The following is a 14726-nucleotide window of genomic DNA, read 5'->3' on the forward strand; positions in this document are numbered from 1 at the left end:
GATCTGTCCTCCGCGGGATGACCGTAGTCACCCGAACTTCGCTGCTATTGGGCGTTCTCGGCTGCTGTTCCGTCATCGGCGGGCTGGCCGCGCTCAGCCTGATCGATGGCCCACGCCGCGTTGACGAGCCCGACATGGCTGAACGCTTGGGGGAAGTTGCCCAGCTGTTCGCCGGTATCCGAGTCAATCTCCTCAGCGAGCAGACCGACATCACTGATGTGGCTTATGGCTCGCTCGAAGACCTCGCGGGCCTCATCGCCCCGGCCGCCGGCGGCGAGCACGCGGGCGAGCCAGAACGTGCAGAGTAGAAAGGTGCCCTCGTTGCCTTCCAAACCGTCGACGCCGGTGTCAGTTTGGTACCGGTAGACCAGCCCCCGAGCATCCGTTAGTCGCTCGATGATGGCATCCGCAGTAGCAAGCACGCGAGGATCGGATGCCGGCAGAAACCCGACGATCGGGATCATCAGCGCCGACGCATCCAGATCAGAGGAATCAAAGGACTGCGTGAACGCACCGGCCTCGTCGTTCCATCCCTCTTCGAGGATGGTGGCGCGGATCTGCTCGGCCTTCGTTGACCACTCGGCAACTCGGTCGGTAGCGTGCAACTGCTCGGCCATGGCGATCGCCCGGTCGAGCGCTACCCAGCACATGAGCTTTGAATAAAGGAAGTGGCGCGCGGCACCACGGACTTCCCAAATGCCGTTGTCTGGCTGCTGCCATTGGCTTGCCGCGGCGTCGGCGAGGGCGATCAGGAAGGTTCGCGTCGCCGGATCGATATCACCGAGTTGCTCTCTCAGCCGGAACGCCGCATCGAGGAGCTCGCCGTAAACATCGAGTTGCGGTTGATCCCAGGCACCGTTGCCGACCCGCACAGGACCGCTCCCCCGCCACCCCTTGAGTTGCGGGAGCAGTCGTTCAGACAGGTCATGTTCGCCGCCGACGCCGAACATGATCTGAAGATGCCGGTCAGGGTTGGAGTGCGCGGCTGCTGCCGTCATGAAGGAGAAGAACTCGTGGGCTTCGTCTGGGCAGGCCGCGACCCAGAGGGCTTTCATGGTGAAACTGGCGTCGCGAACCCACGAGTAGCGGTAGTCCCAGTTGCGTTCACCGCCAACCTCCTCGGGCAACGATGTGGTGGCAGCAGCAATGATCGCACCGGTGGGCTGGTAGCTCAGCGCCTGAAGCACCCGTCCAGAGTGGTGCACGAGCTCTCGCCACGGCCCGTCATAGGTTTGGTGGATCGCCGACCACTCCTGCCAGCTCGCGATCGTGCCCGCCAGACTGGCCGCAATCTCATCCTGGAGATAGGTGCCGGGCAGCGGCTCGCCGAGGTGGGTGCGCTGCAGGGCAAAATGCTGCTGTTGCCCCGCCTCAAGAGTGAACGTGACGCGGATCTCGCCATCGAGAATGGTCGCCGGGGCGGCAAGCGAGAGCGTGAGCCGGCCGGAACCGCCGGTGGCGACGACACCAGAATCGATCTCCACAAGCACCGGCACTACCAGCCCGTATTCGGGACGAGGGCGGCAGACCATCTCGAAAGTTACCCGCCCACTGATGCAGCGAACGCCGCGCAACAGGGAATGTGGGGCATTTTCGCCGAGGCGGTGAGGGTCGGTCGAGTCGCCCAGTTCGAGGGCGTCGAGGAGTTCGAGGGTTCCATCTTTGCTGTGGAACGTGGTCTGCAGAACCATCGATCCGTCCACGTAGGAGCGGGTTGATGTGCTCGGCGCAGTGGGCCTGATCGACCAGTGCCCGGCATCGTCGTCCAGGATTGATGCAAACACGGATTCGCTGTCGAAGCGGGGAAAGCAGAGCCAGTCGACCGAACCGTTCTTGGTCACGAGCGCGGCGGAGTGCCGATCAGACAGCAGAGCATGGTCGGCGATCGGGATGTCACTCATGCGAGATCTCCCGCATCGACTGGCTTTGCCGCTCTCGACGGAATGACCGACCCCAGGCTCCGTCTTCAGGTGTGAACCGGTGTACGCACAGTGTGGACATGAGTAGGGCCCTTGCTCGAGGTGTATATTGCCTACGGTACGTCGGCCTATGGCGGGTTGTCAGCAACATAGGACACAGAGTAACAAGCGGATGCCGCCAGTGGATGACTCCATTGGCTATCGCGAACCTAGCTGCCGAGCGCTCTTCACTCGCGCGCTGAGCTTCCTGTCGTGGTCTTCTTCGGAAAGAAGTGTGTCTCTGCACGCGGCAGCTCCACGCCATCAATGAAAATATCGACCTTCTCGTTGTAGAAAGCGACCAGGCCGGTGATCGGCAGCAGCTGACGCGTAGGGAAGTCGTACGCCCACGCGAGATCGGCATGCAGCGATCCAGCGACCTGCACCGACCAATAGTCGGTGGTGGTTCCCTTATACGGACACTCGGAGACGGTGTCGTTATGCACAAGATGCTCGAAGTTCACGTCAGTGCGATTGAGGTAGTACCGCGTCGGCAACCCGGTTTCGTAGACCATGACGGGCGACGATGATTCCGCGAGCACAACACCATCAAGCTCAACGCGCACTGTTCTCGTCGAACGCACCGCATCCACCCGGGTGTAGGGGCTGCGGGGATGCACGAAGATCTGCTCGTCCTCTTCGAACCACGAGTCAAGGGCATCCCACTCAAACCGCACCATGCCGGCAAGGCCTTCGAGCGAATCGTCGGTGTACGTTTTCGCCGCCGCCGGATGCTCGCGCTCCCCCACCGTGAAGCCCTGACGCAGGTAGGTGCCGCGCGAATGGTGCTTCTCCTGCACCTCGTCGACGAGCAAGTCAGTGTTTACGTCCCCGATAGGGATGTAGTACTGCGGGTACGGAGACCACTCCCAGACATAGATCGCCTGGGTGGTGTCGAACATCAGCTCGCCGGCGAAGTAGCCACGAATCCGACGGGGAACAGGCTGGATCAAGTTCTTCTGCGTGATCATCGTGGGGTAGTCGTTCATCAGTTCCCTCTTTCGTTGATCTCACCAGCCTGCCACCGTCAGATGTGAGTGGCAATTGCCGCAGCAATCGTCGTTACGGGCGCGGCTGCCCGCCGGGTGCTCCTCCGCCGGCGCCTTCGCCACCCGCGGCTGCGGCGCCCGCTGTGACGGTTCCGGCAGTTGCCCCATCAACAGTGACTGTGTACGTGGCGCCGTTCACTACAGCAGCATCCGAAAGAACGACCGATTGGAAGGACTTGATCGAGGTGAATTCAGCGATGACCGTTCCGCTCTCGTCAAGCACCTGCACGGCCAGACCCGCGCCGTAAGCCTGGTCGAGCGTTGCGCTCAACCAGCCCTGTGCTGAGGAGGCGTCGGGCGAAGTAGCCATGAAGGTGGTTCCGACAGCGAGCACCGTGCCGCTATCGACAACCAGGGAGCCATTGGTGTCCAGTGCTCCCTCGCGGTCCTCCGGCGAACCGAACACCGTAGTGGTGCCGCCAGTGATCATGATCGAGCCATTCGAGTCGATTCCGTCACCGGCCGAATTGATGATGGATTCGCCACCAGTGATGGCGACCATCGCGCCGTCATCGGCCTCAACGATGCCACCAATGTCGGTCGTGGTGCTGGTGCCGCTCGTCGCGTTGATTCCGTCGTCGCTCGCGTTTACCGCGAGCGCGCCGCCCGCGATTGTGACGTAGTACGCCTCGATACCCTCATAGGAATTTTCGACGGCAGTTGTACCGCCCGAGACAACAGCGTAAACCTCGGCCTTTAGTCCGTCGTCGGTAGCGTCAAGAGTCGTCGAGCCACCAGCAATGACGATGTCAGTTTGCGCCTGCACTCCGTCGTCACCCGCGATGAGGGCGACCGTGCCGCTGGCGATGTACACGTAGCCGCGCGTCTCGTCCTCCTCATTGTCAGACTTCAGGGCATCGCCTCCGGCATTCACCGTGACGGTGCCGCCCTCGATAGTGAGTGAATCTTTGCCACGAAGTCCGTCGTCACCTGCGGTGACGGTGATGTCGCCAGACAGTATGACGAGGTCGTCCTGGCTGATGATCCCATCATTTTGGGTGCTGTTGACGGTGAGCGATCCGTCCCCCGTGATTGTGAGGTCGGCGTCGCTGAACAGCGCGGCGTTGGACTCAGCGTCGGCTCCGGTGGACGAGAGGATGTTGCTTCCGCTGAGGGAGACGGCAACATCTTCTGCGCTGAGAACCGCAATCGCGGCGCTCATTGAACTGGAAATCTCTACCCCGTCGAGCACAATAGCTACGACTCCGTCATCCGCAGTATCGACGACAACTTGTCCATCGAACTGCCCGGCCAGCACGTAGGTGCCTGCGGCTGCGATCGTCACGGTGGAGCCATCGACAACAACGCCGTCACCGTCTGCCGAAGCAGTTGCTTCGTCGAGCGTGATGTTCACTGCTCCGTCGAGGGTCCACTCGTCGTCATTAGTTGTCGTCGAGTTTGCGTTCGCGGCGAGCACCTCGGTAGCAACTACGCCAAGGTCAAGCTCGACGCTAGCCTCGCTGACCCCGCTGGACGTGACGGCGGGTGTCTCGACTGCGGCTGCGCATCCGGCCAGCAGGAATCCGCCGATCAAGAAAGTACTGACGGCGGCAGTAAGGGTGAATTTGTTGCGCCTCATAATCAAGCTTCTCAGGAGTTTCGGCGCAATACTCGCGCCCGTTGGTTGGATGGAAAGTCTGGGGTCGTGGTGACAGGCACCATCCCATCCGCAGTCCCTATGACCTTCCTATGAGCGGGGTATGCGCGAGCCGTGCATGTGGCGCCCGCCAATGACCACGACCCATCAGAGCGCGAGACGCGGCCGAAGTCCGTGAGCGATGATGTACTCATGACAGCCACAGGTGCTCGATCTGCCCCGGTAGCCGACCTCTCCGGTTGGGTTCGCTCTCCGTTCACAGGAGCGAGCGCAACCTACGACTGCTATGAAAAGGGCTCGGGACCGGGAGTAGTGCTCATCCCGGAGATTCCCGGAATCACCCCGGAGGTCCTCGGACTCGCCGAGCACCTTGTGGCTGGCGGCTTCACCGTGGTCGTGCCCTCGCCATTTGGAGATCCGGGGCGGGCCAAGTCTGGCGGCTACATGATGGGGACACTGCTCCGGCTCTGCGTATCGTCAGAGTTTCGGGCTTTCGCCACAAATTCATCTCGGCCGATCACGAACTATTTGAGGGCAGTCGCCTCTGATCTCGCCGCTCGATCCCCGGGGAGAGGCGTCGGGATGATCGGCCAGTGTTTCACGGGCGGCTTCGCCCTGGAGTCTCTCCAGGGGAATTCGATCGCATCGCAGCGCGGGCGAATGCCGGGGAGGTTTGCGCCCTCGGCTTGCGGTTCAGCGAAGACAGCGCGGCTCCACGAGCGCGATTCGACACCATCAAGGCGCGCCTCGGTGATGCCTTCGAGATCATCCAACTGGATTCGTCACCAGGTAACCCCGACGGCTATGCGACCTCGGCACACTCAGTGCTCACGGGTGAGGTTCGGGAGAATCCTGCGAACTCGGCGTCGGTCGCCCGCGATCGCGTTGTTGCGTTTCTCAAGGAGCGAATCGGCTAGGGCGAACTGATTACGGTCGCGAAGCCTCCGCCAGTTCAATGAGGACCTCGTTGTGCCGAAGAAACGACGGTTTGAACGGCGGATCGAAACGCGCGAACCACGGATCGCCCACAATGGCGAGCCCGGCATCCGTCACCGCGGAGAGCAACTGATCACGATGCTTCTCGAACGAGGTTTCGCTCCATCGACCTCTGAAGCGCACGGCGGCTACGAGCCGTTCCGGAACAGTGCGCAGAGACACAGCTTCACTCGTGGGCAGCGGGGCGGATGCTTCACTCAGCGTCGCGGGGAGAACAAACGCGACCGTGTAGTTACCACCGGACCCGGTCTGGACCACGGGTGCCGTCATCGCGATGCGTTGCGAGCGGGACTGAACCACCGGGGCCGTCATCGCGATTGACTGTTTCGCGATGTTATCGCCGGTGATGTAACCGAAGAGGAACCGGAACGCGCGGTTTCCGGCATCCTCGAAATCAGCCGAGACATCGGCCTCTGCAATAAGATGCTCGGGATAGCGTCACACCTCAAGCACGCCCTCGGTGCGAAGGAGGTCGTAGGGCTGTTTCTCGGTCATGCGCCGAGGGTACGCCCGGCCGCTGAGAAGCGGCTCGCAGTTTTTGCGCGGTTCGCTGCTCCGGATGCTCGAACCCACGTGAGAGCGTCAGCCCACGGAGTCCGGGCGGCCCCAGAATGGTTGCGCTGTGCTCGTCATTGTGACTCTAGTGACGCACGCACTGGCAGGAATATCCGTACGACGTGATAGCTCATCGCAACGAAAGTGACGAGCCACGCGGCGAAGGCGATCCACAGCTCGACCTTGCCGATCCAGAGCACGACTGGAAGGTGGTCGGTGGCTCCGAGGGAGAGGCTCGCGACCGCATACATGCCGAGCGGAAAGATGATGCTCCACATGGTCGGCTCATAGCGGAGCGGAATTCGGTGAAGGAGATGACGCCAGAGGCCGGCTGCGACCAGCGGCGGGATGAACCAGGTCGCAATACCCCAGAACACAACAGAGAGCCCCGCGATCAGAGCCCCGGCCGCATCCACCATGGGCGCCTCCGCCATGTCCTCGATCCGTGCACCGGCGAGTACTGTGATGGCCAGCGCCCCCATGGTGACCCAGTACGGCGGAGTGAAGTCTTGTGGGCCGAAGGAATACAGCATCAGCCGTAGCGCCACGAATACGGCGGTCGCGCCGTACAGCAACACACCAACTGACCAAGCAACAACGGCTACCAGTGCGAACACGGTACGCGCAGAACCTGCCTCGGGTTCTAGCGTGGCGGCGGCGATCGCGATTGACTGACTGGCGACCACCCAAATGAACCAGGTGCCATTGGCGGTGGCAATAACAGATTTAGTCTGCTTGCTGAGCGCCGCTGTCCACGGGATGACGTAGCCAATCACAAGGAAGATACCACCCGCGATAAGCAGCAACGCCCCCGTGAGCCGGGGGTAGCCCGCCATATGGAATCGAACACCCAGAACGTTCGCGCCAGCCACGAGAGTGAAGAACCCGAACGCCCGTCGCGGATCCATGAAGTCGTCGCGGATCGCACCCGGGTACGAGATTGCGCGCCAGATGGTCAGCACAATCAGCACAACGAACGACGCAGCGCAGATCACCAGCAAGACGAGCGACAGAATCTTGAAGCCCTCGAGTTCCATCCCAACCGAGACAATGCCGCTTGCCATTGTCAGCGCGAAGTACCCCGGGGTAAGTGTCTTGATCGACAATCCCAGTCGCTGCGACGCGGCGGTGCTCATCTTCGTAGGATAACGACTCGATCGCGATCTGCGTGCTACTCAGGACCGTGATAAATCCACGAATTTTCGTCGGCGACAGAAAGGCCTCGGGCGGGATAACGACAATTCGTATCCTGGTCGGACTCCTCAAGTCTGACGGCGGGCGCGCCACCTTACCCGGTGGCGACCCGTGGAAGGATCCCGTCGAGCTCCTTCGTCACTCGGATTGACTCGCGGCGCACAGCAGATGTCGCTCACTTTGATGTGGCAGCGAAACGTCTGCGCGACCGAGTCGATATTCCCGCTGACTATCCTCGACCAGTTGGTCTCGGGAACTCCCGGCCGCTGATTCGGCGAGCCGCGATGCTTATCACGACGTGTTTCGGTGATGGATCGAGTGTGACGAGTGTGCGGAGGGCGGCCGGTAGAGTCGGATCGTCTTCCGAAAGCATCCGTGAAGTGCCTTCAACAATGACGCTCGTGTGATACTCAACGGCTCTGCCGCCGGCAGGGCTCCTCCTGCTGGTCGTGCCGTTCCTGCTTGCGGGCAGTTCATTGCGAAACGGATACTACGATCGCGCGGAGTACGTGCCAGCGAGCATGGCCTTCTCGGGCGCTGTCGTCCAGACCAAAGATCGCGTCACGCTGTTCCCGCCCGTGCTTGAGTGCTCGTATACGACTGCAATCGAACCAGTCAGCTCGGACTACGTCATCGTAGAACACGACCTTGGCACCGGTTGGTGGATTGGCGCCCCGGCTAGCTTCTTAGCCGCGGCTGCCCTCTGGGTGGTTAGCCGAAAGCGTGCTGCTCTCACAGCGAGTGAGCAGGCGCAGCCCATCGGCGCAGCCCCCGGGCCGAGCATCAGAAGATCAATATGTCAACTTCGCTGTTGCGCCGAGATCCGGCCAAACACTGGGTAAACGTAGCTCCACAACGCTCGCATTGGAGCGGTTATCGGCCCGACAGTTTTCGAAGTGTCGGCAAAATGTGGGCAAAAGAAAAACAGGCCCGACCGCACTCCACGAGAAAGTGCTGGTCAGACCTGTTTTATTTGGTGCGTCCGGAGGGATTTGAACCCCCGGCCTATTGATCCGTAGTCGAAAACCGTTCCCGCAGAACTATGCGGAAGTGCCCAAAATTGCTGCAAAATGCTGGTGACTGGGCGCGACTCCGCGGCCGCGAGTTGACCACGATGCTCTCTGAGCGTGGGTGAAATGTGGGCACGATCAACCTGATGATTCCTCGCAAAAAGTGTTATGGATCAGGATCTCGGTGACCTCACTCGGGTGATAGAGCGGCTTCAGATCCAGGTTTTCGAAGTCGGGTCCCACGCTGCCCACTTCTGCTGCGCTATCTCATCGTGACCGCTCAGTGAGACAGAAGGGGCTGACAGCGTGACCCCGCGGTACTTCACCACTTCCTCGATCGCCTTACGCAATGTGGTCGCCTCGAAGCTCCGGCTGCGAGAAAGCGACAGCAGATCCATGTAGTCACGCCAGCGCGTGCTCGTGACTCCACGTTGCAAGATAGTGACCGCCTTCTCCGCAATAACGGTTTCGAGCGCATATCCCATCAGTGTGAACTCGCCGCCAAGGATGCGCGGCATCGTCACCCGCTGCGCTTCGGGAAACATCGGGTCCCCTGTGCTGATGTCGAGCTTCACCGCTATCCGCGCACTGTGAAGGTGGGCTCGGATATGCACCCTTATCCCCGAATACTCTTCTTCGTCACGAATCTGTTCGATACGAATCGGGACCGCCTCGAACACGACACCGTCGCCCCCATCAGCCCTCGCTACCGCGGCGGCCACCTACCGGCAGTGTTCCTCGTCAAGAACGAAGTCGATTGCTTGCATGTCAACATCCCGCGTCGGCCGGCGGAGACCGTAGCCAGCGAGTAGGACCCCGCCCTTCAGCACGAACGAATCGGCGAAGGTGGACTCCCCCAGTCTCGCCAAAAACTGCTCGAGCACGTAGAGGGTAAGAAGTTCCTGCACAGCGCGACCCTGTTGCCGGGCGATGCGTTGCAGCGCAGTGAAAGTCTGTTCCGGGGTCATGTCAGTATCTCCAGGGCGGTTCGTAATGGCCCGATCGCTCGCGGCAGGGTCTGCGCTATGGCGAATAGCTTGGCGGGTTGGGATGCTGGGAGCGTCAACCAATTGCGCAGCGCCTCGATACCGGTCTCGTACCCGACAGTGCCTCGCAGCCTGAAAGCATCGACGATGGAACGCTCAGCTGAATAGAGTCCTATGCTCTGACCTTCGTCGCCTGTCGCGAGCAGAGTGCGACCAATCTCGAACGTGGCACGGTCAAACAAATGCCAATCGACCGCCGCCTGAGTCTTCGCAGGCCTCTGGCCCCGAGGGATCGCGATGTCAGTGCGAGTTGGAATTGCATCGATCAACTCGAAGCGTGCAAGAGCCGACTCTAAGCAGATCGTCGCATCAGGACGCCTTCCTACAATCTCGGTCAGATCGAGGTCGGCTATCGGGAGGTCGGTGCGCCGATATAGCCCACGACTGATGCGCTCAATCTGCTGGCTGTCAAGCAACCGATAAAGTTGGCGCGAGTCGACCCCCAAGCGGCTCGCCTCAGATTGCGAGAACGCTCGCATCGGCAGGTCCGTCGTTGACATGTGTCCAATTTAGCATACAGATAGATTTAGCTGTAGCTATTTATAGGCGTGAGTTCGGTTGGATGACCCGCTACTCAAAAGTCAATAGGTCAACCTCGTGCGGTAAACCAAAACCCAGACGAACACTGGGCCGGGAGGAGCCGCAAAGACCGCATTTCACCCGAAAACTGACCCCAAACTTTGTGAAGTGTAGGCAGGGTGTGGGCAAAAGAAAAACAGGCCCGACCGCACGCCTGCGATGTCTCAGGACATCGGTGACAGTTCTGCCTCACGACATAGGGGACTGCTGATAAGGAACGGGCGCACCTCCGCAGGAACCCAACGCTGGCGCTGCCCAGTGTCGCTTGCCAGCGATATGGGACCGCGGGCATCGGCAAGAGGAGGCTGTGCCTCAGCGAATCTCAGTGAGATACGTCACAAATCCAGCCTGACGCATGGCAGAACCGACCGATTCTGCGGCACCGGGTTCCGTGACCGCGATCATCGCGCCACCACCACCACCACCGGTGAGCTTTGCCCCGAGCGCTCCCGCTCGCCGGGCAACACCCACCAGCGTCTCAAGTTCTGGGCTCGAGACCTGCAAGGCACCGAGCAGTCCGTGATTCATGTTCATCAGGTCACCGAGCTCCGCGAGATCACCGCGGCGCAGCGCGCCGACACCGGCCAGCACCAGCTCATCGATCTGGGAGAAAATCGCCTCGTACCTGGCAGGATTCTTCTCCCACGCGGCACGCACGATACCGACGGTGTGCGAGGTGAGCGAACGCACGCCAGTGAGACCGATCACGATCTGGATCGGGCCAGGTGTGACGATGTCCGCGATTTCGGGCGCCGCCGCATCCGACGCCATATTCGGGTTGCGGAACAGGATTGAGCGTCCGAAGGTAGCGACCGTGTTATCGATGCCGGACGGTGTTCCATGCACGATGCGTTCGCATTCGAACGCAAGACTCGACACCTCGCTGTCGCTGATGGCCAGCCCAAATCGGTCGGCGATGGCGCGGATGATCGCCACAGCGAGAGCGGCTGAGGCACCCAGTCCGCTAGCCCGCGGCAAGTGGGGAAAGACGTCGACACGCATGCCCTTGCCTGCGAGGCCGAGGCGCTCAGCGATGAGCGCGGTCACTTGCTCAGCGAGCCCCGCACCAATCGGATCGTAGGCGGCGTCCGTATCCCAGCGGGCGATGACCAACTCCGTGCCATGCTCCTGGTGGGTCACCTCGGCCTGGATGGTGAGGCCGATCGGCGTAGCGATGGCGTGACGGCCGTAGACCACCGAATGCTCGCCGAGGAGAATGATCTTGCCGTAGCCGAAGCTTGCGCTGTGTTCTGCGGGGTCGGGTTCCGGCATCGCGACAGCAGAGTGTGCCGGGATGCTGGCGGTGTGGATCGCGTGAATCGACCCGGTATCGGCGATCCGGCCCTCCAACACGTCCAGGATGTGCCGTGCCTTCCACACCTTGATGTCGCCGCTCGCGACCAGCCGATTGACGACCTCATCGAAGTGTGCGCCAGTCGCACCGGCGGCGACCGCCACACTGCGGGCGTGAAGGCGCATGTGCCCGGGCTGGATGCCGTCCGTGGAGAGCGCCCTCAACGCACCGAAGTTCTGGGCCAGTCCCACCGCCGCCATCACCTCGGCCAGTTCAGCCGCAGTGCTCACGCCAAGAATTGTGTGAGCGATCCGCACGGCAGGGTTGGATTCCACCTGCCCACCGACGGTGCCCACTTTCAGCGGGAGCTCGATTTCTCCGACCAGGTTGCCGGCGTCATCCGCTGTCCAGCTCGTCAGTGGTGCGTAGTGCCCGCTGCTCGCGGCATAAGCGTGTGCTGCGGCTTCGACCGCGCGCCAGTCGTTGCCGGTCGCGATGGCGACGGCGTCGATGCCGTTCATGATGCCCTTGTTGTGGGTGGTTGCGCGATACGGGTCCATCGCGGCGAACTCGGCCGCGAGCACGATGCCGTCCCGAACCTGCTCTCCGGAGAAATCACCCCAGGCGAGTCGGGCCACCGGAATGACGCAGCGCGCCCGCACCATCGCGCGGTCGGTGAGATTCGAGAGGATGCGGAGGAATACCCGCCCGCCACTGATCTGCTCAACCAGCGGTGCGAGCGCCTCGCACATGGTGTTCACCAGGTTCGCGCCCATGGCATCCCGGCTGTCCACAATCAGATGCACGACGAGCAGCTCGCCGTTCGCCGCTGTCTGTCCGCGCAAGAACACCTCGACGTCCTTGGCTCCGCCGCCGCGAGCCAGCATGTTCGGATGCTGTGCGTTGGCGAGATCGAGGATCTCACTCTTGCGAGCCAGCAGCGCCTGCTGCGCGCCGACCGCATCCTCGACATTGACGACCTGGATCTGGCCGATCAGCATCGGCTCATCCGCGACGCTCGTGAATCCGCCGTCATGACGTATCAGGCGCGCGGCGGAGCTGACCGCGGCGATGATGGACGGCTCCTCGACGGCCATCGGAACAAGATAGTCACGCGAGTTAATCTGGAAGTTCAGCCCGAGTCCGAGCGGCATGGAAAAGACCCCGATAACGTTCTCGGTGAGTCGATCGGCGGTGCCGGGATCGAGCATGTATGTCCCGGTCGCAAGCGCACGATAGTCGGCGTCACTGAGCACCCCCCGCTCGTACAGCACCCGCAGACGCTCCTCCACGCCCAGCTGATAGAACCGAGGGATGCGGGAGGAGTTCACGATGTAGACCCGTCTCTCATTCTGAGTGTGGCGGTGGCCGTGCTCGGAGTGATCGTCACCCCATTCGCACCAAAGCCCAACGGTACGGCTTCTGCGCCCGCTTCGGCAAAAGCTTCGGTAAGCTGCGCGGTCGATTCTCCTCTCCTCCCGAACACTAGGCCGACGTCACCGCCGCCCGCACCGGATGTCTTGAAGACGCCGCCGAGGTCGGCCGCGAGTGAGTGCAGCCGCAGGTGGTGTTCGCTGACGATGCCCGCACCGGCATGCGCGTCAAGTTCGACGAGCGCAGAGAAGTAGTCGGATGCGAGACGGAGGAAGTCCTCAGCGGAGTGCACAGCATCCTGTGCCTGATCGGCGAGCGCGGCAAGCCGTTCGATGTCTGCGCGGTATTGGGCGGTGTCTCGTGCCGCGTAGTCTGCGACCTTGCCGACAAGGTCCGTCGTGCTGCTGCCGGTGCCGGTGACGACGGCCATGATCTCGAGTTCCTGCGGCCAGACTAGCGATGTCGGCGCTGTATCGCGCACATAGCCGATGAGGCCGCCGTAACTACTGGAGGCGACATCCCCTCCGCTGCCCGTACCGCGCTGCGCGGAGCGGTGGGCCTCCGTGGCGAGAATCCGGATCTCCTCCCGGCTCGGCGAGCGCCCGGCAGCAATCGAGAGGGCGGCCGTCAGCGCTGTGGCAACCGCCGCGCTAGATCCCAGCCCCAGCTTGTGCCCCGCGGCAAAGAATGCCGTGCTGTCGATGGTGATCGAAAGGGCGCCCGTGCAGCGCACCACGGTCCGCACCGCGTCGAAAACCCGAAGCTGTGTGTGTGTCCGCCCGTCGAGGCCTGCCGGGATGCTTCCGTCAGCCTCGAGTGTGAGGGCGTCCAGATCGAGGCCGGGCGTGCTCAGGTGCCAGCGGTCGTCATCCGATGGTGCGACGGTCACGGTGACGCGACGGTCGACGGCGGTCAGCAGTGCCGGTGCGCCATCCAACACCGCGTATTCGCCGAGCAGGAACAGTTTGCCCGGCGCGGAGGCTTCGATGATCGCCACGGCATCGATCGTCATGGCAGCAGTTGTGCGCCGTGACCGAGCGTGCTGATTCTGGTCTCCTGCACTCCGGCGACCTGGCCCAGAGCATCCGCCACCGTCCCGGCGTGCTCGGGCAGGCACAGGGCCTTCAACTGGGGGCCGGCGTCGATGGTGAAGTAGACCGGTATGCCGCTGGCACGCAGCTCGTACACGGCATGGATCGCAGCCATCGTGGCCGCGTTCCAATACAGCAGCGCGGGGCGCGTGGACATCATGAGCCCGTGCAGCTTGAGGCAGCTGTACTCGGCGAGCTCCCCGAGCTGCTCGAAGTCGCGGTTCGCGATGGCGAGCCGCATGGCCGCGAGGTCATCCTTGCCAGTGTCGACCCAGGCTGGGTAGAACGGCGAGGTCAGTGCGCTTCCGCCCATCCCCGCCGTCGAATTCACGCTCTTCTGCCCGAGTTCGGTGATGGCAACAACGACGGTCAGCGGCCAGGTTTCAGGGGGGAGTACAGGCTCGGCGAAGGAGTCCAGGCCGTCGTCACGGGTTCCGGCATACAACTCGACGATGCCACCGAACAGCGAACGGGCGGCAGACCCGGAGCCGCGGCGGGCGAGGATCGACAGTTCACGGTCATCCAGCGACAGTCCGGCGGCAGCACTGGCCGCGACCGCGAGCGCTGCGAATCCGGATGCCGAGGAGGCGAGTCCCGCCGCCGTCGGAAAGTTGTTTGTCGACTCGACCACGGCCCGGCTGCCGACACCGGAGCTGTCGCGAACGATGTCAAGCAGGTGGCTGGCCCTAGTGGCATCCGCGCGGGTTCCCACCAGCCAGAACTCGTCCTGTTCCAGCCCGGAACGGAAAGTGACCCTGGTGTCGGTCGACAGTGCGTCGAGGGTAAGCGAGATCGAGCCGACGGCGGGAATGTTCAGTGCGGCATCGCGCTTTCCCCAGTACTTGATGAGGGCGATGTTGCTGTGCGCGCGAGCGGTTGCTGTGCGGTCATTACCGAGAGGTTGGTCCACTGGGTGCTCCGATCGCGTTCATGACATTTTAGCAAGGCTTACGCCGCGGCCAACGCACGCAGCGTAAGCCTTG

9 protein-coding genes and 2 pseudogenes are annotated in these 14726 nt (G+C 62.3%); 1 reads left to right on the top strand and 10 read right to left on the bottom strand.

Features of this window, described 5'->3' with window-relative positions:
* Positions 1-44: 44 nt before the first annotated feature.
* The 3 genes from ABD112_RS10870 to ABD112_RS10880 form a co-directional block, all read right to left on the bottom strand.
* Positions 45-1901, bottom strand: coding sequence for a glycoside hydrolase family 15 protein (locus ABD112_RS10870; protein ID WP_343925787.1), 1857 nt, complete (start codon positions 1899-1901; stop codon positions 45-47).
* 245 nt (positions 1902-2146) lie between these two features.
* Positions 2147-2947, bottom strand: a complete 801-nt coding sequence (locus ABD112_RS10875) for a DUF427 domain-containing protein (RefSeq protein ID WP_343925788.1) — start codon at positions 2945-2947, stop codon at positions 2147-2149.
* Positions 2948-3020: 73 nt separating this feature from the next.
* Complete coding sequence (locus ABD112_RS10880; protein ID WP_343925790.1) at positions 3021-4586, bottom strand: carbohydrate-binding domain-containing protein; 1566 nt, start codon at positions 4584-4586, stop codon at positions 3021-3023.
* Positions 4587-5197: 611 nt separating this feature from the next.
* On the opposite strand from ABD112_RS10880, the gene ABD112_RS10885 reads away from it, so the two are divergent.
* Complete coding sequence (locus tag ABD112_RS10885; protein ID WP_343925792.1) at positions 5198-5521, top strand: hypothetical protein; 324 nt, start codon at positions 5198-5200, stop codon at positions 5519-5521.
* A 10-nt stretch (positions 5522-5531) separates the two neighbouring features.
* Here the strand turns inward: ABD112_RS10885 and ABD112_RS10890 are convergent.
* The 7 genes and pseudogenes from ABD112_RS10890 to mvaD form a co-directional block, all read right to left on the bottom strand.
* Positions 5532-6026, bottom strand: a pseudogene (locus ABD112_RS10890) (SOUL family heme-binding protein); the annotation flags it as partial.
* A 203-nt stretch (positions 6027-6229) separates the two neighbouring features.
* A complete protein-coding gene (locus ABD112_RS10895; RefSeq protein ID WP_343925794.1) occupies positions 6230-7291 on the bottom strand; it encodes a tellurite resistance/C4-dicarboxylate transporter family protein in 1062 nt (353 codons plus the stop codon).
* A gap of 1280 nt (positions 7292-8571) precedes the next feature.
* Positions 8572-9327, bottom strand: a pseudogene (locus ABD112_RS10900) (nucleotidyl transferase AbiEii/AbiGii toxin family protein).
* Entirely contained in the window at positions 9324-9905 is a 582-nt protein-coding gene (locus tag ABD112_RS10905) for a type IV toxin-antitoxin system AbiEi family antitoxin domain-containing protein (protein ID WP_343925796.1), read from the bottom strand. The pseudogene ABD112_RS10900 and the gene ABD112_RS10905 overlap by 4 nt, the downstream one beginning before the upstream one ends.
* Before the next feature lie 391 nt (positions 9906-10296).
* Positions 10297-12609, bottom strand: coding sequence for a hydroxymethylglutaryl-CoA reductase, degradative (locus ABD112_RS10910; RefSeq protein ID WP_343925798.1), 2313 nt, complete (start codon positions 12607-12609; stop codon positions 10297-10299).
* Entirely contained in the window at positions 12606-13664 is a 1059-nt protein-coding gene (locus ABD112_RS10915) for a mevalonate kinase family protein (protein WP_343925800.1), read from the bottom strand. Before ABD112_RS10915 ends, ABD112_RS10910 begins: the two co-directional genes overlap by 4 nt.
* Positions 13661-14653 carry a diphosphomevalonate decarboxylase gene (mvaD, locus tag ABD112_RS10920; protein ID WP_343925802.1) on the bottom strand — a complete coding sequence of 331 codons (993 nt, stop codon included), beginning with the start codon at positions 14651-14653 and terminating at the stop codon, positions 13661-13663. The genes ABD112_RS10915 and mvaD overlap by 4 nt, the downstream gene beginning before the upstream one ends.
* Positions 14654-14726: the final 73 nt, after the last annotated feature.

The organism is Rhodoglobus aureus, from assembly GCF_039527955.1.
Taxonomy (GTDB): Bacteria; Actinomycetota; Actinomycetes; order Actinomycetales; family Microbacteriaceae; genus Rhodoglobus; species Rhodoglobus aureus.